Origin of the sequence: Sedimenticola selenatireducens (assembly GCF_963675335.2) — a bacterium.
Taxonomy (GTDB): Bacteria; Pseudomonadota; Gammaproteobacteria; order Chromatiales; family Chromatiaceae; genus Sedimenticola; species Sedimenticola selenatireducens.
This window is the reverse complement of record NZ_CAXXYC010000004.1, coordinates 1,800,308-1,822,088: the sequence shown is the minus strand read 5'-3', so window position 1 is coordinate 1,822,088 and position 21,781 is coordinate 1,800,308. Positions and strand designations below refer to the sequence as shown.

The window sequence follows — 21,781 nt, the reverse complement described above, 5'->3', positions numbered from 1 at the left end:
CTTCCGCGCCGGGCGGTTTCGGTTAGAATGCAGTTCGCTCGCGGTTTCGCGATTTATTGACTATGGACGATACTCCCCCGGATATCGCCACCGATTCAAATAATCAGCCAGGATTACCGATATGCAATTTCGCCCCTTCAACCCCCCTGTTCGCACCCTGATGGGCCCCGGCCCTTCCGATGTCCATCCGCGTATTCTGGAAGCGATGTCACGGCCAACCATCGGCCACCTGGACCCCGCTTTCATTCAGATGATGGAGGAGGTGAAGACGCTGCTCCAATATGCCTTCCAGACCAAAAACGAGCTGACCATGCCGGTCTCCGCCCCCGGCTCTGCCGGTATGGAGACCTGTTTCGCCAACCTGGTGGAACCGGGTGACCAGGTCATCGTGTGCCAGAACGGCGTATTCGGCGGGCGCATGAAAGAGAACGTGGAGCGCTGTGGCGGTACCGCCATCATGGTCGAGGACACCTGGGGCGAAGCGGTCGACGCGAACAAGCTGGAAGCAGCCCTGAAGGCCAACCCGGACGCCACCATCGTCGCCTTTGTACATGCCGAGACCTCCACCGGCGCCCAGTCGGATGCCGAAAGCCTGGTCAAGCTGGCCCACCAGCATGACTGCCTGACCATCGTGGATACAGTTACCTCACTGGGCGGCACACCGGTCAAGGTGGACGAGTGGGCCATTGACGCCATCTACTCCGGCACCCAGAAATGCCTATCCTGTACCCCCGGCCTGTCGCCGGTGAGCTTTAGCGAGCGCGCGCTGGAGAAGATCCGCAGCCGCAAACAGAAGGTGCAGAGCTGGTTCATGGATCTGAATCTGGTGATGGGCTACTGGGGTGGCGGCACCAAGCGGGCCTACCATCACACCGCGCCGATCAACGCCCTGTACGGTTTGCATGAGGCACTGCTGATGCTGCAGGAGGAGGGGCTGGAGAACGCCTGGGCGCGCCACCGGAAAAACCACCTGGCGCTGCGTGCCGGCCTGGAGGCGATGGGGCTGACCTTCATTGTCAATGAAGCGGACCGCCTGCCCCAGCTCAACGCCGTCTCGATTCCACAAGGCGTGGATGACGCCACAGTGCGTGGCCGCCTGCTGAATGAATATAACCTGGAGATCGGCGCCGGCCTCGGCGCCCTAGCGGGCAAGGTGTGGCGCATCGGTCTGATGGGACACGCCAGCCGTGCCGAGAACATCCTGCTCTGTGTCGGCGCCCTGGAGGCGGTACTCTCCGACATGGGGGCCGATATCAATCAGGGCGTGGCGCTGGCTGCCATGCAGAAGGCGCTCGATTGAATGAAGTGAATTGGTGCGGCACCCTACAAGGCCAATACCTTTAGGGTGCCGGTGAGCCTGAAAACCGTGCCACGCGCTTACGCGGTGGCGGCGGACTTCTCAAACGCCTCGCGGTGCAGGTTGATAAAGCGGATATCCTGCGGATAGGGAAACACATCGGCATGGATGCCACGACCAATATCCAGTTGCCGCTGCTGCCAGTAATGTGCATCAAACAGATCCGGATGCAATTCAAGCAGTGTTTTGCGGATCAGCGGGCTGGCGCTGAGGAAGGTGAGAAACTCCTCCGGAAACACATCGTCATCGGCCACTGAATACCAGGGTTCGCTGCTCATCTCATCCTCGGGGGTGCGCGGCGGCGGGATCTGTCGGAAATTGCACTCGGTCATCCGGGTGATCTCATCGTAATCATAGAACACCACCTTACCCTGGTGCGTCACGCCAAAATTCTTGAACAGCAAATCACCGGGGAAAATGTCCGCCGCCATCAGCTGCTTGATGGCCAGCCCCCAGTCATCCAGCATCGTTCGCACCGTCTCTGGTGAGCCCTCGGCCAGACAGATATCCAGCGGTATCATACGATGCTCGATATAGAGGTGGTTGATAATGACGTTGTCTCCGTCCATCTCCAGTTGGGACGGTATCGACTCCTCCAATTCCGCCATCAGCTCCGGGTCGATACGGTCCCGGGGAAAGGCGGTCTTGGAGAACTCCAGGGTGTCCGCCATCCGTCCCACCCGATCATGCAACTTGACCTGCAGGTAGCGCTCCTTTACCTGGGCATGGGTGATGTTCTTCTGCGGGGCAAAGCGGTCCCGGATCACCTTGAAGACGAACGGATAGGAGGGGAGCGTGAACACCATCATCACCAGCCCCCGGACACCCGGGGCGACAATAAAGCGGTCATTGCTGTCCTTGAGATGGCTCAGCAGGTCCCGGTAAAACTCATTCTTGGCCTGCTTGTGAAAACCGATACTCATGTAGAGCTCTGCCAGCGGTTTGTTGGGCATGATGCTCTGCAGAAAGCTGACCGTGGCCGCCGGAATCGAATTATTTGCCATGAAATAGGCGCGGGCAAAACTGAACAGCGCCTCCACCTCCTCATTGGAGGTGAGCAGACTGTCTACAAAAATGCTTCCCTGGTAGTTCAGCAGAGGCAACACCAGCGGTTGCACTCCCTGATCACTCACTACCCGGCCAATCAGATAGGCCGCCTTGTTACGATAAAAAGGCGCCTCCAGCACATCGATGCGCAAACCGTCATCGGGCAGCTGGCCAAAGGCGGAACGCCGCCTGAAGGCATCGGCGACATGGGCGATATCCCGCTCCATATCCTGATAGGGGATTCTGAAATAGAAGCCGGAGAGGATTTCGCGCAGGCAAGTCTCCAGGCCGCCGTCTTTCAAATGGAACGACATGAAGACCCGATCCCGCCGGGTCAGCTCCTCCCGATCCACCCCGGACTCGATAAAAATCTTGTCATTGTCGAAGTACTGGCGATCGAACATCTTGCAGAACACCGAGTTGTAAAACGTCTCGGCCAGCTCCGGGCGCCGGTAATTGACCAGGAACTGCTGGTACTGGGTCTTCACCTGTTGCCACAGGGCATCGTCCACATGGGAGACATCGAAGGTGGAACGGACCTTGCTGATCGCCTCTTGCACACGCCGGTCATAGAAGCTGATCCGGTCCACCGAGGCCTGGCGAATTGCCTCCCAGTCCGCCTGCTCAAAGCCCTGCCGTACCTGCCGGGTGATCTCCTGAAAAAAGGAGAAGTGGCGCTCGAAGCCGGTAAATATGGTGCGGGCAAGCTGCTGCGCGAGATCTGTCATGTACCCCTACTCCTGATAGATGCGGCCCGAAATCATTAAGAGCATGCCACATTAAAGAATTATTACTACCCCATTTTCTTCTGCAACGCAGCATAAAGAATTTCAATACAAAGGATTAAAGTATTTATCGTTCTTAATACTTCACAATTGCGTATGCTCTATGCCGTTGATATATCTATTTGCTTGTTATTACTAAGGTTTTACCTGAATTCTCGGGTATTTTCCTAATAAGCATCCTGGGAGATACCGGAAATGACAGCTACTCAGCTCAGTACCGATGCATCCAGCCAGCGCATTCGAGTCAACGCACCACTGGCTGAAAATCACCACCGGATACTCGTTCCAGAAGCACTCCAGTTTATCGCTGAACTTGAGCGGCGCTTCGGAAAGCGGCGTAAACAGTTGCTGGGTCTCCGTGCGGATCGGCAATCACGCCTCAACAAAGGTGAGTTACCCGGTTTCCGGGTGGAGACCGCCGAGCTCAGGGCAGCAAACTGGCAGGTAAAAAAAGCACCTGCCGACCTGCAGGACCGCCGCGTGGAGATCACCACCGGCGCAGCAGATCGCAAGGAGGTCATCACCGCCCTCAATTCCGGCGCCAACGGTTTCGTGGCCGATTTCGAAGACGCGCACTCACCGACCTGGAGCGGCACCGTTGAAGGCCAGATCAACCTGTATGACGCTATCAGGGGTCGTCTCGACTACCAGAGTCCGGAAGGGGAACAGTACCGACTGAACCCTCAGCGGGCCACCCTGTGGATGCGGCCCCGTGGCTGGCACATGGAAGAGAAGCATCTGCATGTGGATGGTCAGCCGGCGTCCGCCAGTCTGTTCGACTTTGGCCTGTTCATCTTCCACAACGGTGTACAACTGCATGAGCAGGGTAGCGGCCCCTATTTCTATCTGCCCAAGCTGGAGAGTTATATCGAGGCGCAGCTCTGGGCCGATGTATTCGCCTATGCCGAAGAGAGCCTGGGCCTGAATCACGGCAGCATCTGCTGCACCGTGCTGATCGAGACCCTGCCGGCGGCGTTCGAGATGGAGGAGATGCTCTATACCTTGCGGGATTACGCGGTTGGACTAAACTGTGGTCGCTGGGATTATATCTTCAGTTTTATCAAGAGATTCCACGCCAATCCCGAGTGGGTATTCCCGGAGCGCAGCCAAATCACCATGGAGTCCGGCTTTTTACGGGCCTGTTCACAACTGCTGATCAAGACCTGTCATCGACGTGGCGCACACGCCATTGGCAGCATGGCCGCACAGATCACGGATGACCCCACCGCCGACATCGATGTCCGGGAGAAGGTCCGCTGCGACAAGGAGCGCGAGGCGACCGATGGCCATGATGGCACCTGGGTGGTTCATCCCGGACTGGTGGCGGTGGCGAAAGCCGTGTTCGACCGGGTCATGCCGCAGCCGAACCAGCTTGACCGCCAGCTGAACGAACTGACCGTCAGCGAAGCCGATCTGCTGCAGATTCCGCAGGGACTGATCAGCCAGGCCGGCCTCAGCGACAACATCAGTATAGGCCTGCGTTACCTGGCCGCCTGGCTGGACGGCCGGGGGGCCGTACCGGTGCATAGCTTGATGGAAGACGCCGCCACCGCCGAGATCGCCAGAGCCCAGATCTGGCAGTGGGTACGCTACCCCAAAGGGATCATGGAAGATGGACGCAACATCACCTTCGAGCTGTTCAGCGAGGGCGTTGCGCAAGAACTGGAGCAGATCCGCCAGGGAGTGGGGGATGAGGCATTTGCAGCCAGCCACTACCCGGCGGCAGCCGACCTGTTCAGCGACATTGTCGCCAATGACCGCTTTGTTGAGTTCCTTACACTGCCCGCATACCAAACGCTGGCCTGATATAACCGCATAACCAAAACCGTAAGTCCCTCCTCCAGCCGGAGGAACGATTGAACGGAGGAGGTTTGATGACAGCAATACTGAAGGAGATTGTCCTATGAACCGTAAACAACAGATTGAAGCCTTGGAAAAAGACTGGGCAGAGAATCCCCGCTGGAAAACCGTCAAGCGCGGCTATTCGGCAGAGGATGTGGTCCGTCTGCGCGGGTCGGTCCAGCCGGAATACACCTACGCCAAGCGCGGCGCCGATAAACTGTGGGATCTGGTCCACGGCAGCGCCAAGAAAGGCTACGTCAACTGCATGGGCGCCATCACCGGCGGTCAGGCGATGCAGCAGGCAAAAGCGGGCATTGAAGCAATCTACCTCTCCGGCTGGCAGGTAGCTGCCGACGGCAATACCTCCGAGACCATGTATCCCGACCAGTCACTGTATGCCTATGACTCGGTACCGACCATGGTGCGTCGTATCAACAACGCGTTCAAGCGTGCCGATGAGATTCAGTGGTCCCGTGGCACCGGCCCGGAGGATCAGGGTTATATCGACTACTTCCTGCCGATCGTGGCGGATGCCGAGGCCGGTTTTGGCGGCGTCCTGAACGCCTTTGAGCTGATGAAGAACATGATCGCCAACGGCGCGGCCGGCGTACATTTCGAAGATCAGCTGGCAGCTGTCAAGAAGTGCGGTCACATGGGCGGCAAGGTACTGGTACCGACCCAGGAAGCGGTACAGAAACTGATTGCGGCCCGTCTGGCCGCCGACGTCTGCGGCGTCCCCACCCTGCTGCTGGCGCGTACCGATGCAGAGGCAGCTACCCTGCTGACCTCCGACTTCGATCCCAATGACAAACCCTTTGTCACCGGCGAGCGCACCCCGGAAGGCTTCTACAACGTGAAGAACGGCCTGGAGCAGGCCATCTCCCGCGGTGTCGCCTATGCCCCCTATGCTGACCTGGTCTGGTGTGAAACCGGTACTCCGGATCTCGGTTTCGCCCGCGAATTTGCCGAGGCGGTGCTGGAGAAAAACCCCGGCAAACTGCTGGCCTACAACTGCTCGCCCTCGTTCAACTGGAAGAAGAACCTGGATGATGCCACCATCGCCAAGTTCCAGGATGAGCTGTCCGACATGGGCTACAAGTACCAATTCATCACTTTGGCCGGCATCCACAACATGTGGTACAACATGTTCGACCTGGCCTATGACTATGCCCGCGGCGAAGGCATGAAGCACTACGTGGAGAAGGTCCAGGAGCCCGAATTCGCGGCCCGCGACAAGGGTTACACCTTCGTCTCCCACCAGCAGGAAGTAGGCGTCGGCTACTTCGACGACGTCACCACCACCATCCAGGGTGGCGCATCTTCCGTCACGGCATTGACCGGTTCTACCGAGGAAGAGCAGTTCGAAGGTTAAACGCCTGGCCTGACTGCACGATCGGTCACACCCGCAAGGGTGTGGCCGTTTTTACTCACAGGAGAAAAAAAGATGACTCAGGCACCTACCACCCTGGAAAAGACTGCGGATATTTATGACGAACATGAAGCGGCGATCCAGGTCTGCGAACCGATTTTCAGGGATTACGGCGGCCACATCCGCTTCAGTGGTCAAATAGTCACCATCAAGTGTCATGAAGACAATTCGCTGGTAAGGGAACTGTTGGGTAAACCGGGTAACGGCCGGGTTCTGGTGGTGGATGCCGGCGGCTCCATGCGCTGCGCCATGCTGGGGGATATCCTGGCGCAAAAAGGCGTGGATAACGGCTGGGCCGGGGTGTTGATGTACGGCTGCATTCGCGATGCCCGGGAGATCTCGGAGATGCCGATCGGGGTCAAGGCACTCGCCACCATCCCAAAGAAGAGCGTAAAAAAAGGTGCCGGCGAAGCCGAAGTACCGGTTACCTTTGCCCTGGTCACCTTCCGCCCCGGCGACTGGCTCTATGCCGATGAAGACGGGGTGGTGGTATTACCGGCCAAGGCATAACATCGCCTCTGCAGCCGATCCTCACCGCTCACCCGTACCACTGAACGGGAACCCCACTTCGACTGGGCCGTTGAAGCGGCGCCAATTCACCAGGTCTTCGTCCCACTGAACGGACAACGCGGACCTTGATCAGGCACGCCAGATGAGCGCTATCGCCGTGCAGCAGAACACCCCATTTGAACAGTATCTGCGACAGCAGGGCTTCACCAATCTGATGGTCACCACCAGTGCCGCCCCTCTACCCATCCGCAGGCCACGGGCTGGCCGGGTGGTGGGAGGGCCATGCCTTCGCGGAACAGGCTCATTCAGGCCCCCATCCGGAACAACGTATTTTTTACACCAAAACCGTTTTTTTTACACCGGATAGCCGATTCAGTTTCCGCCGCCCCAGAAATACCTACAATCCTGGTGGTTTTTTCACTGAAATATCAATACATTATCCAAATAACCCCATCATCCTCCGTTACTGCTCCAGGTTGGCACAACCCTTGTAATACCAAGGTGATAAACCGGTCACCAGTGCCGATGGCGGATTAAGGCCTAAACTCCAAAGATCGGAAGTCAATCTATATTTAAGTGACGGAGAGATGTGATGACCCTTGAACTCGATTTACCCGAGACCTTTAATGCCGCGGACTATTTTGTGGATAGAAACGTCCGGGAGGGCCGGGGTGACAAGACCGCGGTGCGCTGCGGCAGCACCAGCCTCAGCTATGCCGACGTCCAGGCGGGAGTCAATCGCTTCGGCAATACCCTGAACCATCTCGGCGTTCGCATGGAGGAGCGCGTCGCTCTGCTGATGTTGGACACCGAGCTCTACCCCCAGGCGTTCTTCGGTTCGATCAAGCTGGGCGCCGTGCCTATCTGCCTCAACACCCTGATGCGTCCCAAGGATTATGAATATTTCCTCAATGACAGTCGCGCCCGGGTGCTGGTGATCGACGCCCACCTGCTACCGAGCCTGGAACCGATACGCAACAAACTGCGCTTTGTACAGCACATCATCGTAGTCAATGGTGAGGCGCCGGCCGGTGATCTGGCGCTCGACAGCCTCTGGGCGGACCAGCCGGACCAGATGGAAGCGGCACCCACTACCCCGGATGACGCCTGTTTCTGGCTCTACAGCTCAGGCTCCACGGGACAACCCAAGGGCACGGTGCATCTGCAGCGAGACATGGTCTACTCCTGCGAGACCTACGGAAAACAGGTACTGGGCGTGAAAGAGGGGGACGTCTGCTTCTCCGCCGCCAAGCTGTTTTTTGCCTACGGGCTGGGTAACGGCCTCTACTTCCCGTTCAGCGTCGGCGCCACCGCAGTCTATATGCCGGACCGGCCCACCCCAGAGGCGGTCTACCAGACCATCAAGGAGCAGCGGCCGACCATTTTTTATGGCGTGCCCACGCTCTACGCCTCCATGCTGGACACCGAGGGGTCGCTGGACGGGGTACGCATCTGCGTCTCGGCCGGTGAGGCACTGCCGGCGGACATCCTGAAGCGCTGGAAAGAGCGCTTCGGTGTCGACATCCTGGACGGCATCGGCTCCACCGAACTGGTGCACATCTTCATCTCCAACTACCCGGGCGATATCCATCCCGGCAGTACCGGGCGACTGGTGCCGGGCCACGAGGCGAAGATCGTCGACGAAAACATGGAGGAGGTGCCGCAGGGCGAGGTCGGCACCCTGCTGGTGAATAGCGGCAGTGCCGCGGCCTATTACTGGAACAAACGGGAGAAGACCCGCCAGACCATGCTCGGCCCCTGGTTCAACACCGGGGACAAGTTCTTCATGGATGAGAATGGCCTGTTTTTCTATGCGGGACGCACCGACGATATGCTCAAGGTAGGCGGCATCTGGCTTTCACCAGTTGAGGTGGAGGCCTGCATCATCTCCCACCCGGCGGTACTGGAGTGCGCCGTGGTGGCCGCCACCGATGCCGAGGACCTGGTCAAGCCCAAGGCCTATGTGGTACTGAAGGCCGGCCAGCAACCGAGCGACGAACTGGCCGAAGAGATCAAGCTGTACGTGAAGAACACCCTGGCCCCGTACAAGTACCCCCGCTGGCTCGAATTCATCGACGAGTTGCCCAAGACCGCCACTGGCAAGATTAAACGCTTTGAGCTGCGGAAGCTGGACGACTCATAAGCAATCGGCCAAGGCCATAGGGCGGGCACAGCCCGCCCTATGATTCCCGAACATCACCGGGTATCAAACAATCACCAAAACATGGCGTGAGGCAATCAACAGACACTGAAAACCAAGCGTGACATGGCGTGGACGGGGTAACCCGAGCACGCGAACACAGGCACAAAAGCATCTTTTGCGCTGATGATAATCATAGAGAGGAGAAGCAGATGAGTGATCAGAAAAAAACCGGCATCAGCCGGCGTGACATTATCAAGGGTGGTGCGGCGGCGGCTGGATTGGTGACGGCATCCAGTCTCATCCCCACCCGGTTTGCCATCGGCAACACCGCCAAGGTGAAGGTCGGCATTCTGCTACCCTACACCGGCACCTATGCCAAGCTCGGCGCCAACATCAAGGATGCCCTGCAACTGCGCATCAACGAGGCCGGCGGCAAGCTGGGCGGGCGCGAAGTGGAATATATCAATATCGACAGCGAAGCCTCTCCTCCCAAGGCGCCGGAACTGACCAACAAGCTGCTGAAAAAGGAGCAGGTGGACTTCCTGATCGGACCGGTCCACTCCGTGGTCGGCATGGCAATGGTCAAGGCGGCGCGCAACACCGATGTGATTGCGGTAATCCCCAACGCCGGCGCCAACGGTCTCACCGGAGCGCTCTGCGCACCCAACATCTTCCGCACCTCCTTCTCCAGCTATCAGCCCGGCTTCCCGGGCGGCACTGCCATGCTGGAGGACGGCCACAAAAACGTGGTGCTGATGTACTGGAACTACGGCTTCGGCAAGGAGACCGCGGCAGCCTTCAAGCAGTCGTTTCTGGCCGGTGGCGGCAATATCGTCAAGGAGATTCCCACCCCCTTCCCCAAGGTGGAGTTCCAGGCCTATCTGACCGAAGTGGCCGCCTTGAAACCGGACGCGGTATTCACCTTCTATGCCGGTGGCGGCGCGGTGAAATTTGTCAAGGATTATGCCGCTGCAGGACTGCACAAGAGCATTCCGCTGTACGGTGCGGGCTTCCTCACCGAGGGTGTGACCGGAGCCCAGGGCGAAGCGGCCGAAGGCGTTCGCACCACGCTGCACTACGCCGACACGCTCGACCTGCCGGCCAACCACCGATTCCGTGAGGCGTTCCTGAAGGCAACCGGCAACCAGGCCGATGTCTACGCTGTACAGGGCTATGACGCCGGTGACCTGCTGGTCCAGGGTATGGCCGCCGTGGAGGGGGATGTCAGGGCCAAGGCAGAGATGATCAAGGCGATGGAGAGTGCCACCATCGACAGCCCGCGCGGCAAGTTCACCTTCTCCAAGGCGCACAACCCGATCCAGGACATCTACCTGCGTGAAGTGGTCAACGGCCAGAATCAGGTCATCCGAACCGTGCAGAAAGCGGTGGAAGACCCGGCCGAAGGGTGCAAGATCGGCTGATCGCTAACCGGCCTTGTACGGCCCTTGGTGCCTGGCGGCGAACTGCCGCCGGGCATACCTGACCTCACACTGATTTCCCGAGGCCCCATGGAGAGTTCTTTCTATTTCATCCAGCTGCTGAACGGCATCCAGTACGGATTCCTGCTGTTTCTGATGGCCAGTGGACTGACCCTGATCTTCGGTATCATGGGCATTATCAACCTGGCACATGGCGCCTTCTACATGGTCGGCGCCTACCTCTGTTACTGGCTGACCGGTATCACCGGCAATCTGTTCACCGGTATCCTGCTGGCCATCCCGCTGAGCATTCTGGTCGGCTACGCGGTGGAGCGACTGGCAATCTCCTACCTGTACCGGCGCGACCATCTCTATCAGGTGCTGCTCACCTATGCGCTGATCCTGATAGCCAATGAACTGCAGAGCATCTTGTGGGGCAATGATGTGCATAGCGTGCCGATCCCTGAACTGCTGAGAGGTTCGGTGCAGCTAACCGACAACCAGGCCTACCCGGTCTACCGGCTGTTTATCTCCGCCACCTGTATTTTACTGGCGGCCGTCATGTACTGGGTAATTCAGAAGACCCGCCTGGGCATGACCATCCGTGCCGGCGCGAGCAACCGGGAGATGGTGCAGGCGTTGGGCATCAACATCAACTGGCTGTTCGCCATCGTATTCAGCATGGGCGCCGCCCTGGCCGCCTTCGCCGGCATGCTGGCGGCGCCGGTCAACACGGTCTACCCGGGCATCGGCGACAACATCCTGATCATCTCCTTTGTGGTGGTGGTGATCGGTGGTATCGGTTCGATCAAGGGGGCTTTTATCGGCGCCCTGCTGATTGGTCTGGCCGACACCTTTGGCAAGGTACTGTTACCTGAAATGGCGAGCATGGTGGTCTACACACTGATGGCCGCGGTTCTGTTCTGGCGCCCGCAGGGGCTGTTCGGCAAGGTCTAGACGAGGTCACCCATGCATACCGTTACACGTCCCATTATTATCTTCCTCTGCCTCTGTCTGGCGCTGCTGCTGCTGTTTCCGATGGTCGGCAGCGCCTTTTACACCGGGCTGGTGACCAAGATCATGATCCTCTCGATCTTCACCATCAGCCTGGATCTGCTGATCGGATTCACCGGCCTGGTCAGTTTCGGTCACGCGGCTTTTTTCGGCATCGGCGCCTATCTGCTGGCGATCCTGTTCGGCGACCTGGAGCACATCAACTACTGGTGGTCCCTGACCCTGACGCTATCCCTGACCGGGTTGGCGGCGCTGCTGGTAGGCTGGCTCTGTATCCGCACATCGGGCATCTATTTCATCATGCTGACTCTGGCCTTCGCCCAGATGTTCTTCTACTTTTTCTTCGAGTCGCCTCGCTTCGGCGGGGACGATGGCATTTTCATGATGAACAAACCGGAGATCACCCTGGCCACACGGCAACTGGTGGATCTGGACAATGAACATGACTTCTATTACTTCGTGCTGGCCTGGCTGGTAGGTGTCTATCTGTTCCTCAGCATGATCCTGCGCGCTCCGTTCGGCCATGTGCTGATCGCCATCAAAGCCAACGAGCAGCGGGTCCGGGCACTCGGTTACTCCACCCCCCACTACAAGCTGGTCAGCTTCGTCATCGCCGGCACCATCGCCGGACTGGCCGGCTTCCTGGAAGCGGCGCACACCAGCTTCATCACCCCCGCCTATCTCGGCTGGCATGAGTCGGGCATGGCCATCATGATGGTAATTCTGGGCGGCATGGGGACCCTGTTCGGGCCTGTCATCGGTACCTTTATCGTGGTGTTGCTGCAGGATTTTCTGCCCAACTTCACCGAGCACTGGAAGCTGATTATGGGCGGTATTATCATTTTCGTGGTGCTGTTCCTGCCCAACGGCATCGCCGGACTTATTTACAGTATCAGCAACCGTTTCTTCTCCAGAGAGAACAGCGGGAGGGAGGGTTAATGTCCGAGATCATCCTGCGCACCGAACACCTGTGCAAAAATTTCGGTGGCCTCAAGGCGACCGACGATGTCTCGCTGGAATTCGAGCGGGGCAAGGTGCACGCTATCCTGGGCCCCAACGGCGCCGGTAAAACCACCCTGATCAACCTGCTGTCGGGAGAGCTGCTGCCCAGTAGCGGGCGCATTCTGTTCAAGGGTTACGACATCACCGATGCGCGCCCGGAGAAGGTCTCCCGCATCGGAATCGGCCGCAGCTTCCAGAAAACCAATATCCTGCCGGGCTTCTCCTGCCTGCAGAACTGCTGGATCGGTGCCCAGTCCTGCCTCATCACCTCGATGCGTTTTTTTCGTCCAGCCAAGCACCTGCGGATGGTGCACCGGCGGGCCGATCACGCGCTGCAACTCTGCGGCCTCTCCAACAAGCGCAACCAGATCGCCGGCACCATGAGTTATGGCGAGCAACGCCAACTGGAGATTGCCATGATGTTGGCCACCGAACCGGAGCTGCTGCTGCTGGATGAGCCGCTGGCCGGCATGGGCACGGAAGAGTCGCAACAGGTCACCGCACTACTGAAAGAGCTGGCCAAGGAGCAAACTCTGATCCTGATCGAACATGATATGGACGCCGTCTTCTCTCTGGCCGACCGCATCACGGTGATGGTGGACGGGGCGGAGCTGGAGACCGGCAGCGTTGAACAGATACGTAACAGTCAGGCGGTTCAGGACGCCTATCTGGGTCATGACGAGGAGGATGCGGCATGAGTACGAGTTCCGCCACACCACTGCTGCAGGCCGAGGGGCTGCACACCTATTATGGCGACAGCCACATCCTGCGCGGTATCGACCTTTCCATCGAAGCCGGTGAGACGGTCAGTCTGATGGGGCGAAACGGTATGGGCAAGACCACGACCCTGCGTTCACTCATTGGCCTGACACCGCCACGCCGGGGACGCATTACCATTCGCGGCAAGGAATCCACCCGGCTCAACACCCATCAGGTGATTCGCCAGGGGATCGCCTTCGTGCCCGAGGACCGCGGCATCTTCCCCAATCTGAGCGTACTGGAGAATCTCACCATGGCGGCCCGTACCGGCCCGGATGGCCGCGACGAATGGAATCTGGACCGGGTGCTGGAGCTGTTCCCGCGACTGGGCCAACGGCTCACCAACATGGGCAACCAGCTATCCGGCGGTGAACAGCAGATGCTGACCATCGCCCGCGCCCTGATGACCAACCCGGACCTGATCATCCTGGACGAAGCGACCGAGGGGCTGGCCCCGCTGATCCGCCTGGAGATCTGGGTGGTAATCCGACACATCAAGTCGACCGGCATCGCCTCCATTATTGTGGACAAGGACATCAACGCGCTGCTGCCGATCTGTGACCGCAACTACATCATCAACAAGGGTGAGGTGGTCTATCACGGGCGCTCCCGGGAGCTGCTGGAGAACCCGGAACTGCACAAGCAGTACCTGGGGGTGTAGCAGGTCGCAGGAACGCCTGCCTGGAATCGGCCCGGGGCGGGCCTCCTACGGGCACATCGCCTTGCCTGACCCGTAGGAGCGGCTTCAGCCGCGAATTGGTTTTCACCACCGGCACGGGTCGCAGCTAAAGCAACTCCTACGAGTATGGTCTTGAGGTAAAGGGATGTATTACAGGCGGCGCCCCCGCTGCGATCGATCCCGGGAATGGCGCAGCAAAAAATGAAACTGTGTAGAATGATGGAACGACTATGCACGCGATCAGCCGACTGTTCTCCACTATCACCATCCGCAAGCCGTTCTGGCTGTGGGTGGCAATCTGTCTGCTGGTGGGAGTCAGCACCGCCGCCCTGATCGGCATACTGCACACCACCAGCGCAGTCCGTCAGGAGGCGCAAACGCGTTTCTTTGAACAGTACAATCGCCAGCAGCTGATCCTGGCCGAACAGGCCGCTCACTCCATCGAGGAGACGTTCGCCACCTTCCGCAGAAATCTCAGCCTGGTCGCCAGCCTGTTCGAGGAAGACGGGGTTAACCGGGAACGGGCACAGCTGCTCGGCGGCACACTGCAGCGAATGTATGAAAGCCTGATGGAGACGGATATTATCGACCTGGTGGTATTCGACAAGGCCGGTACTGTGGTGGCCATCAGCCCATCGGACGAGTACACCCTGGGTCGCAACTACGCCTGGCGCGACTATTACCAGTGGGCCCGGGACGAAGGTCGCCCCGGACAGATGTACCTCTCTCCCTTCATGCGCCTGGAAGGGGGCCAGAACAGGGGCGACAAGGCACTGATCGTCGCCCAGGGAATCTACAGCAAACAGGGTGACTTTAACGGCGTCGCCATGTTTACCCTGAATTTTGACAAGCTGGCGAAACGGCAGGTGCTTTCGGTCACCATCGGCGAACACGGCTTTGCCTGGCTGGTGGATAACAACCAGCAGTCGGTACTGGTGGACCCGTTGGGCCGGGTAACCGACCTGGACTTCACTGCGACTTTTCTGCCGCGCTGGCCAAAACTCTATAACCTGCTGATCTCCATGCAGGACGGCAGGCCAGGCACCGGCAGCTATGACTTTGTTGATCCGGTCGACCCGAATCAGTCGGTAAGCAAGCTGGTGGGTTACCAGCCGATACGCATCGAGGACCGGCTCTGGACCCTGGGCGTGGCCACCCCGACCCGGGAAGTGGACGCCCTGCTCTCCTCCTTCCTGCAACAGCAGGAGCGCTACTCGGGTACCCTGGTGGTGATCATCTTCACCGGCACCTTCATCCTGCTCAGCGCCCTGTTGTCATGGAATCACATCCTGGCCATACAGGTGGACCGCCGCACGCTGGACCTGGCCGAAGCACGCAACCGCCTGGAATCCACTTTTGACGAACTGCTCTCGTCCAAAAAGCTGGCGGCGGTTGGCCATCTGGCGCTCGGCCTCGCCCACGAAATCCGCAACCCACTTTCAGCCATACGCATGAATATCCAGATGATTCGCAAACGCACCAAAGCGGAAGGTCCGCTGGAGGAGCACTTCAGCATTGTCGAAGAGGAGATTCTGCGGCTTAACCGCTTGGTCAACGACGTTATGGATTTCGCCCGGGCCCGCCCGCTGCGGCTGGAACAGACCAGCCTCAATCCCATCATTCACCGGGTGATGAAACTATTCGCCCAGCGCTTCAAGGAGGCCGGCATCCATACCGAGCTGCAACTGCGGGACGACCTCGCTTTGGTATGCGATCCGGAGCAGATCGAGCAGGTAATCCTGAACCTGGTCTCCAACGCCATCGAAGCGCTGGAAGAGTGTGACGGTTATCGGGAACTGACCCTGATCCTGCGGCGTCACCGCCCCTACCTGTCACTCCAGGTGATCGATAACGGCCACGGCATTGCCGCGGATGATCGTGAGAAAGTCTTTGATCCTTTCTATACCACCAAGGTTTCGGGTGGCGGCTTGGGGTTGCCGACCCTGCAGGGTATTGTACTGCGTCACCAGGGAACCATTACGGTGGACAGCGCGCCGGGCGAGAAGACCTGCTTCACCTTGCTGCTGCCACTGGAAGGCCCACAGGAGCATGACCCACGCCAGCAAAACGAGAGCGAGATATGAATATAAACTCCTTGTTTCAATCGCGAAGAACGCAAGGTTCGCAAAGAAATACAATAACTTATTTCCATTTCCGGCCTCAGGTTTGTATACAGTGCACTGCATCCTCGGCTCTGTTAGCGGTACATCCCAGCACCACCCTTCCTGCACCACTCCTTCGGTCCAACTCTGCGGGTGAAAGATCAGGAGATTACAAGTCGATGCTTTCCCTCGCGTTCTTTGCGTCCTTAGCGGTTGACATGGGATTTGCAGAATGAAAAAAGCCCTGATAGTCGATGATGACCGCGCCATTCGCAGAACCCTGGAGCTGCACCTGACCGAGGAAGGTTTCGATGTCCTGACAGCCGAAGATGGTCAGCGCGGCGTGGAGCTGGCGCTGGGCGAACCGGTGGATATGGTGCTGCTGGATCTGCGCCTGCCCAAGCTGGACGGCTTTGAGGTATTGCAGCAGATCAAACAGAAAAAACCGGCCCTGCCGGTAGTGATGATCACCGCCTATGACGACATGCACACTGCCATTGAAGCCATTCGCCTGGGGGCCATCGATCACCTGGGCAAGCCGCTGGACCTGGATCAACTGGACGAGGTGATCACCAAGATCAGCGAAATGGCCAGCCTGGCGGTAAATGGCATCCCCTTCTGCGATACCACCGAGTGCACCTTTCAGCCCAATGTCATTGTCGGTCGCAGCAAGAGCATGAAGGCAGTCTACAAGACCATCGGCGCGGTGGCCGACACCCGCGCCTCGGTACTGCTGCATGGCGAAAGCGGCACCGGCAAGGAGATGGTAGCGCGGGCAATTCACTTCAACGGCCAGTACCGGAACCACCCGTTTATTCCGCTGGTCTGCTCCTCCCTCGCCCCCAATGTCCTGGAGAGCGAGCTGTTCGGCCATGAAAAGGGCGCCTTCACCGGCGCCATCAAGCAGAAGATGGGCAAGTTTGAACTGGCCCAGGGCGGCACCCTGTTTCTGGATGAGATCTCGGAGGTCTCACCCGATATCCAGCTCAAGTTGCTGCGTTTTCTGCAGGAGCGCGAATTCGAGCGGGTGGGCGGCAACGAAACCATCAAGACCGACGTACGCATCATCACCGCCACCAACAAGGACCTGGCCACCCTGGTAAGTCAGGGCGAGTTCCGCCAGGATCTCTACTACCGGCTCAAGGTGGTGACCATCGAACTCCCGACCCTGCGGGAGCGCCAGGAGGACATCCCGCTGCTGGTACAGTATTTCCTGGAGAAGATCCGCCGTGAGATGGGGCGTTCCGTGGAAATGATCCCGGAAGAGACCATGGCGCAGTTGAGAAGCTACTCCTGGCCGGGCAATGTGCGGGAGCTGGAGAATGCCCTGCGGCGGGCGGTGTTGCTGTCACCCAGCGATGTGCTGCTGCCCGAGACCCTGCAACTGGAGAGCAGCACCCCGCAAAAACGCCTGCCGCTGCTGATCAAAAGCATCCAGGAGCTGGAGAAGGAGCATATTGAAAATATTCTCGGGTTTACCGGTTACGAAAAGAAACGGGCCGCGCAGATCCTGGATATCTCCCGCCCCACCCTCAATGCCAGAATCCGCAGCTACGGTATCGAGGTGCCGGAAAAATAGCTTGGGAATGTGCAGGGTTCAATCAATCGCTGACGAGCGAAAGGCGGTTTTTCCACAGTCGGTCAGCGCCGAGCATGGCCTGTTCCTGTCAGGCCCCGACCGCCCGTAACTCATCCGTCAACTGGCGCTCGTCAAGCAGTTGGAAATGGGCCTCGTCCGACGGCACACAGCCTCCCGCCATCTCATACCAGCCGTAACCGGCACTCCACTCCGGCAGATCCCTGCTCCCCTGCGGTGCACGTGGCAAACAGTACAGGATACCGGGGCGGGCGATCAGGTTATAGGGAACCTTACGACCATGCAGTTCCTGGATATGGCGCCACGCCTCCTGTGCCGAATCAAACCGCTCGCAGGCCGCCGGATAGGCCACCTGGCCACCATTGTGCGACCAGTGCCCGGCTGTAATCGGCAGTGGCTCATCCCGCACGAACAGGTGGAAATGCAGATGATTGACCGAAGCACAGGCACCATAACTGTTATAGCCGACGCCGACGCCCGGCAAACCCTGTTGCAGGGCGGCTGTCACCCGCCAGATGTAATCATGATCAGCCTGTTGCAGAAACTGTGACCGTCCCTCGCGCGCCTCGGGTACCAGCAGGCCGAGCAGCCGGACAAAGGGAAATTTATTGTACAGCAGCGACACATCCCTCCCCTCCAACGCCCCGCGCCAGAAGATCTCTTTTCGCAGAAAGGGTTTGGCAAAATGAAATCCGTCGGGATTGAACGGTGCCGAGAGCCCTGACACCCGCTGCTGAATCATGCGTGGTGGCCGCAGCGAGCGGAGTGGATTGAACTGAAGTTCCCAAGGCCCTTGGCGGCGCAGTCGTATCGGCCCTATCGCGTCGAGACCCAGCGCCATCAACTGGGAAAACACCAGCCGGTCATCCTTGGCATCATCCAGGGAACCGCCCTGTTGGGAATCGGCATGGCGGGCACAAAGACGCTCAAACTTCCGCCGCAGTGGCCCGGACAATTCGTCCCAGATTACCGGGTCGATCATCGCATTGGCCAGCACCAGGATAAACACACCCAGCTCATCGTATCCGTCCAGCATCTCTCTCAGACCGGCAGCAAAGGCGGTCTGATAAGTCTGCTGTGAATCAAATAAAGAGTTGCTCATATCACTCGATTGGAAATAAAAAGATCCATTGGGCTGGGGGCGGACGCCTGGTCGCAACAGATCCATCCTCCGGCATCTTGCCAGCCAGCTCGCGGCGCACCAGCACCAGACCGGCAATATTACTGGCCGGGTCCGCCAAAAGAAACATCAACACGATACCGGGGGAGATCCCGGCAAACAGCATAGGGAGCGGATTCAAGCGCCAACGCCGGGCCATTATCGAAAAAGGCAATCATTGCGCTGAATTATAGGGCTGTTGGCGTTCAGGAAAAAACCGTGACGGCCCGCCTGCACTTGTTACCTAACGTAACGAAACACACCCCAGACGCCACACCGTTTCGCTACCTGCGGTAACAGTGAGACACCCTTGAGCGCCATCAGAAATCAACCCGCATTCACTATCTGGTTGATAAAAATAGGAATTGTGTTTTCTGGCCTAAATCATGCAAAATGAAGCGCGGTCGCCAGGGGAGGATTCCCGTATCTGTAGTTCAGATGGAATTCGACTTGTTATGCCCCGGTTATGATGCATCTGTAGTTGACCGGAACATAGCGTCGAGACGAGCGCGCACTACTAATAATCCGGAGGACTTAAAATGAGTACACAAAATACGTCTGGAATGGCCTACTGGAAGGCCAACGTCAGACTCATCACAATCTCTCTGGTGATCTGGGCCGTATGTTCATACGGTTTCGGCATCATCCTTCGCCCCTTACTCGCCGGCATAAAGATTGGCGGCACTGACCTTGGATTCTGGTTCGCACAACAGGGCTCCATGATCGTATTCCTGGTGTTGATCTTTTTCTACGCCTACAAGATGAACCAGCTGGATCGTCAGTTTGACGTCCACGAAGACTAATTAAGGGGTTCGATTAATGGAACTACAAACACTCACATATATCGTCGTCGGTCTGACCTTCGCGCTCTATATCGGCATTGCCGTATGGGCACGCGCAAGCACGACCGGTGAGTTCTATGCGGCCGGTCGCGGAGTACACCCGGTCGCCAACGGCATGGCAACCGCCGCTGACTGGATGTCTGCCGCCTCCTTCATCTCTATGGCGGGCATTATTGCCTTCCAGGGCTATGACGCCTCCCTGTTCCTCATGGGCTGGACCGGTGGTTATGTACTGCTGGCCATGTTGCTGGCCCCTTACCTGCGTAAGTTCGGCAAATTCACCGTGCCGGAATTCATCGGTGACCGCTTCTACTCCAAGACCGCTCGTATCGTGGCGGTTATCTGTCTGATCGTAGCTTCACTTACCTACGTAATCGGCCAGATGAAGGGCATCGGCGTAGCTTTTGGTCGCTTCCTGGAAGTGGATTATGACACCGGCCTCTACACGGGCATGGCGATCGTATTCTTCTATGCGGTGCTCGGTGGCATGAAGGGTATTACCTATACCCAGATTGCACAGTACTGCGTGCTGATCATGGCCTACACCATTCCGGCCATCTTCATCTCCCTGCAGCTGACCGGTAACCCGATCCCGCAACTGGGGCTGTTCAGCAACACCGTAGCCGACGGCACGCCGCTGCTGGCCAAACTGGACCAGACCATTGTGGATCTCGGCTTCGCGCAATATACCGCTCAGAAGACCAACACCCTGAATCTGGTGCTCTATACCTTCTCACTGATGATCGGTACCGCGGGTCTGCCGCACGTCATCATCCGCTTCTTCACCGTACCCAAGGTCAAGGATGCCCGTTCATCCGCCGGCTGGGCGCTGGTGTTCATCAGCATCCTCTACACCACCGCTCCGGCTGTCGGTGCCATGGCCATGCTGAACCTGGCCAACACGGTACAGCCTGGCCCGGTTGCCGCGGCTGACGGTGCCCTGGAGTATGAGGCACGTCCCCAGTGGTTCAAGAACTGGGAGAAGACCGGTCTGCTGACCTTCGAGGACAAGAATGGCAACGGCCGTGTCGAGTATCGTAATGGTGATACCAACGAGCTGAAGGTTGACCGTGACATCATGGTGCTGGCCAACCCGGAGATCGCCAAACTGCCAAACTGGGTGATCGCCCTGGTGGCCGCCGGTGGTCTGGCAGCGGCACTGTCAACAGCAGCGGGTCTGCTGCTGGCCATTGCCTCAGCCATTTCACATGATCTGTTGAAGGGTATATTCAATCCGCAGATTACTGAGAAAGGCGAACTGCTGGCAGCGCGTATTTCGATGGCAGGCGCCATCGCGGTGGCCGGCTATTTCGGCCTGCACCCCCCCGGCTTTGCGGCACAGGTGGTGGCGTTGGCCTTCGGTCTGGCAGCTTCTTCGATCTTCCCGGCGTTGATGATGGGTATCTTCAACAAGCGCATGAACAACACCGGTGCGGTCGTGGGTATGTTGGTCGGTATCACCTCTACCCTGGTCTACATCTTCTGGTTCAAGGGCTGGTTCTTTATCCCGGGTACCGCGATGGCGGCCAACAGCCCGGATAACTGGTTCCTTGGAATCTCTCCGGAGGCGTTCGGTGCCGTGGGCGCCATACTGAACTTCGTTTCAGCAGTCGTGGTATCCAAGGTTACCCAGGCGCCACCCGAGCATATCCAGCACATGGTCGAGGACATCCGTACCCCCCGGGGTGCAGGTGGCGCCACCGGCCACTAATCACATAAGTTAAATGTGATGTAAGATAGGGCCTGCCTCGCGCAGGCCCTTTTTTATGTCCAGGGATGGACGTATACCGCAGAGGCCACGGATGGCCGGGGGCGGTATTTAAAGATGGACGTATACCGCGGAGGCCACGACTTGAGGGCTGGAGTAGGTAGAACGAAAGGGTCGCGGTTGCGATGCAATTCATGGGCCTACAATACCGGGAACCGGTTAAAAGCAAGTAACCGCAAAGAACGCGAAGTACGCCAGGGAAAACTGACCCCTTTCCTTAATCTTTGCGCACTTGGCGTGCTTGGCGGTTACGATGCAATACATGCGGCCTACGGGCACCGGTAAATAACTGTTAACCAATTTGCGTTAATTCGTATTCATTCGCGGC

General features: G+C 58.4%; 17 protein-coding genes. 14 read left to right on the top strand and 3 right to left on the bottom strand.

Annotated elements, in window-relative coordinates; all coding sequences use genetic code 11:
- Positions 1–121 precede the first annotated feature (121 nt).
- On the top strand, positions 122–1,300 hold the full coding sequence (locus tag ACHZBF_RS19715) for a pyridoxal-phosphate-dependent aminotransferase family protein (RefSeq protein WP_029133161.1): 1,179 nt from the start codon (positions 122–124) through the stop codon (positions 1,298–1,300).
- A gap of 77 nt (positions 1,301–1,377) precedes the next feature.
- Here ACHZBF_RS19715 and aceK read toward each other — a convergent pair whose 3' ends face one another.
- Entirely contained in the window at positions 1,378–3,132 is a 1,755-nt protein-coding gene (gene aceK, locus ACHZBF_RS19710) for a bifunctional isocitrate dehydrogenase kinase/phosphatase (protein ID WP_029133162.1), read from the bottom strand.
- 252 nt (positions 3,133–3,384) lie between these two features.
- Between aceK and aceB the strand changes: the two genes are divergently transcribed.
- From aceB to ACHZBF_RS19655, 11 genes are all read left to right on the top strand, one after another.
- Positions 3,385–4,995 carry a malate synthase A gene (aceB, locus tag ACHZBF_RS19705; protein ID WP_321529378.1) on the top strand — a complete coding sequence of 537 codons (1,611 nt, stop codon included), beginning with the start codon at positions 3,385–3,387 and terminating at the stop codon, positions 4,993–4,995.
- Positions 4,996–5,092: 97 nt separating this feature from the next.
- Positions 5,093–6,403 carry an isocitrate lyase gene (gene aceA / locus ACHZBF_RS19700; RefSeq protein WP_029133164.1) on the top strand — a complete coding sequence of 437 codons (1,311 nt, stop codon included), beginning with the start codon at positions 5,093–5,095 and terminating at the stop codon, positions 6,401–6,403.
- Positions 6,404–6,475: 72 nt separating this feature from the next.
- Positions 6,476–6,970 (top strand): ribonuclease E activity regulator RraA, encoded by a 495-nt coding sequence (gene rraA, locus ACHZBF_RS19695; RefSeq protein WP_029133165.1) that lies wholly within the window; start codon positions 6,476–6,478, stop codon positions 6,968–6,970.
- A gap of 592 nt (positions 6,971–7,562) precedes the next feature.
- Positions 7,563–9,113 carry a benzoate-CoA ligase family protein gene (locus ACHZBF_RS19690; protein WP_321529377.1) on the top strand — a complete coding sequence of 517 codons (1,551 nt, stop codon included), beginning with the start codon at positions 7,563–7,565 and terminating at the stop codon, positions 9,111–9,113.
- Between the two features lie 209 nt (positions 9,114–9,322).
- Positions 9,323–10,534, top strand: coding sequence for an ABC transporter substrate-binding protein (locus ACHZBF_RS19685; protein ID WP_029133167.1), 1,212 nt, complete (start codon positions 9,323–9,325; stop codon positions 10,532–10,534).
- Between the two features lie 87 nt (positions 10,535–10,621).
- Positions 10,622–11,488, top strand: a complete 867-nt coding sequence (locus tag ACHZBF_RS19680; protein ID WP_029133168.1) for a branched-chain amino acid ABC transporter permease — start codon at positions 10,622–10,624, stop codon at positions 11,486–11,488.
- Positions 11,489–11,500: 12 nt separating this feature from the next.
- Positions 11,501–12,484 (top strand): branched-chain amino acid ABC transporter permease, encoded by a 984-nt coding sequence (locus ACHZBF_RS19675; RefSeq protein ID WP_051302069.1) that lies wholly within the window; start codon positions 11,501–11,503, stop codon positions 12,482–12,484.
- Positions 12,484–13,245: an ABC transporter ATP-binding protein gene (locus ACHZBF_RS19670; RefSeq protein WP_029133169.1), complete on the top strand. Its 762-nt coding sequence runs from the start codon at positions 12,484–12,486 to the stop codon at positions 13,243–13,245. The genes ACHZBF_RS19675 and ACHZBF_RS19670 overlap by 1 nt, the downstream gene beginning before the upstream one ends.
- Complete coding sequence (locus ACHZBF_RS19665; protein WP_029133170.1) at positions 13,242–13,967, top strand: ABC transporter ATP-binding protein; 726 nt, start codon at positions 13,242–13,244, stop codon at positions 13,965–13,967. The genes ACHZBF_RS19670 and ACHZBF_RS19665 overlap by 4 nt, the downstream gene beginning before the upstream one ends.
- Before the next feature lie 248 nt (positions 13,968–14,215).
- Positions 14,216–16,069 (top strand): sensor histidine kinase, encoded by a 1,854-nt coding sequence (locus ACHZBF_RS19660; RefSeq protein WP_321529376.1) that lies wholly within the window; start codon positions 14,216–14,218, stop codon positions 16,067–16,069.
- A gap of 250 nt (positions 16,070–16,319) precedes the next feature.
- Positions 16,320–17,666 (top strand): sigma-54-dependent transcriptional regulator, encoded by a 1,347-nt coding sequence (locus ACHZBF_RS19655; RefSeq protein WP_321529375.1) that lies wholly within the window; start codon positions 16,320–16,322, stop codon positions 17,664–17,666.
- A gap of 88 nt (positions 17,667–17,754) precedes the next feature.
- Here the strand turns inward: ACHZBF_RS19655 and ACHZBF_RS19650 are convergent, their stop codons facing one another.
- Positions 17,755–18,786, bottom strand: a complete 1,032-nt coding sequence (locus tag ACHZBF_RS19650) for a hypothetical protein (RefSeq protein WP_321529374.1) — start codon at positions 18,784–18,786, stop codon at positions 17,755–17,757.
- Between the two features lies 1 nt (position 18,787).
- A complete protein-coding gene (locus ACHZBF_RS19645) occupies positions 18,788–18,985 on the bottom strand; it encodes a hypothetical protein (protein ID WP_273438086.1) in 198 nt (65 codons plus the stop codon).
- Positions 18,986–19,382: 397 nt separating this feature from the next.
- Here ACHZBF_RS19645 and ACHZBF_RS19640 point away from each other — a divergent pair, with 397 nt between their 5' ends.
- Both ACHZBF_RS19640 and ACHZBF_RS19635 read left to right on the top strand, forming a co-directional pair.
- Complete coding sequence (locus ACHZBF_RS19640) at positions 19,383–19,646, top strand: DUF4212 domain-containing protein (protein WP_029133174.1); 264 nt, start codon at positions 19,383–19,385, stop codon at positions 19,644–19,646.
- Between the two features lie 16 nt (positions 19,647–19,662).
- Positions 19,663–21,396, top strand: a complete 1,734-nt coding sequence (locus tag ACHZBF_RS19635; RefSeq protein WP_321529373.1) for a sodium:solute symporter family protein — start codon at positions 19,663–19,665, stop codon at positions 21,394–21,396.
- The last annotated feature ends 385 nt before the right edge of the window (positions 21,397–21,781 follow it).

Excerpts from the sequence above, each read along its gene's own strand:
- ACHZBF_RS19670 (WP_029133169.1), top strand. The coding sequence starts at position 12,484 with ATGTCCGAGATCATCCTGCGCACCGAACACCTGTGCAAAAATTTCGGT.
- ACHZBF_RS19660 (WP_321529376.1), top strand. The coding sequence starts at position 14,216 with ATGCACGCGATCAGCCGACTGTTCTCCACTATCACCATCCGCAAGCCG.
- ACHZBF_RS19655 (WP_321529375.1), top strand. The coding sequence starts at position 16,320 with ATGAAAAAAGCCCTGATAGTCGATGATGACCGCGCCATTCGCAGAACC.
- ACHZBF_RS19665 (WP_029133170.1), top strand. The coding sequence starts at position 13,242 with ATGAGTACGAGTTCCGCCACACCACTGCTGCAGGCCGAGGGGCTGCAC.
- aceK (WP_029133162.1), bottom strand. The coding sequence starts at position 3,132 with ATGACAGATCTCGCGCAGCAGCTTGCCCGCACCATATTTACCGGCTTC.
- aceB (WP_321529378.1), top strand. The coding sequence starts at position 3,385 with ATGACAGCTACTCAGCTCAGTACCGATGCATCCAGCCAGCGCATTCGA.
- ACHZBF_RS19685 (WP_029133167.1), top strand. The coding sequence starts at position 9,323 with ATGAGTGATCAGAAAAAAACCGGCATCAGCCGGCGTGACATTATCAAG.
- ACHZBF_RS19675 (WP_051302069.1), top strand. The coding sequence starts at position 11,501 with ATGCATACCGTTACACGTCCCATTATTATCTTCCTCTGCCTCTGTCTG.
- aceA (WP_029133164.1), top strand. The coding sequence starts at position 5,093 with ATGAACCGTAAACAACAGATTGAAGCCTTGGAAAAAGACTGGGCAGAG.
- ACHZBF_RS19715 (WP_029133161.1), top strand. The coding sequence starts at position 122 with ATGCAATTTCGCCCCTTCAACCCCCCTGTTCGCACCCTGATGGGCCCC.
- ACHZBF_RS19650 (WP_321529374.1), bottom strand. The coding sequence starts at position 18,786 with ATGAGCAACTCTTTATTTGATTCACAGCAGACTTATCAGACCGCCTTT.
- ACHZBF_RS19690 (WP_321529377.1), top strand. The coding sequence starts at position 7,563 with ATGACCCTTGAACTCGATTTACCCGAGACCTTTAATGCCGCGGACTAT.
- ACHZBF_RS19680 (WP_029133168.1), top strand. The coding sequence starts at position 10,622 with ATGGAGAGTTCTTTCTATTTCATCCAGCTGCTGAACGGCATCCAGTAC.
- ACHZBF_RS19635 (WP_321529373.1), top strand. The coding sequence starts at position 19,663 with ATGGAACTACAAACACTCACATATATCGTCGTCGGTCTGACCTTCGCG.
- rraA (WP_029133165.1), top strand. The coding sequence starts at position 6,476 with ATGACTCAGGCACCTACCACCCTGGAAAAGACTGCGGATATTTATGAC.
- ACHZBF_RS19640 (WP_029133174.1), top strand. The coding sequence starts at position 19,383 with ATGAGTACACAAAATACGTCTGGAATGGCCTACTGGAAGGCCAACGTC.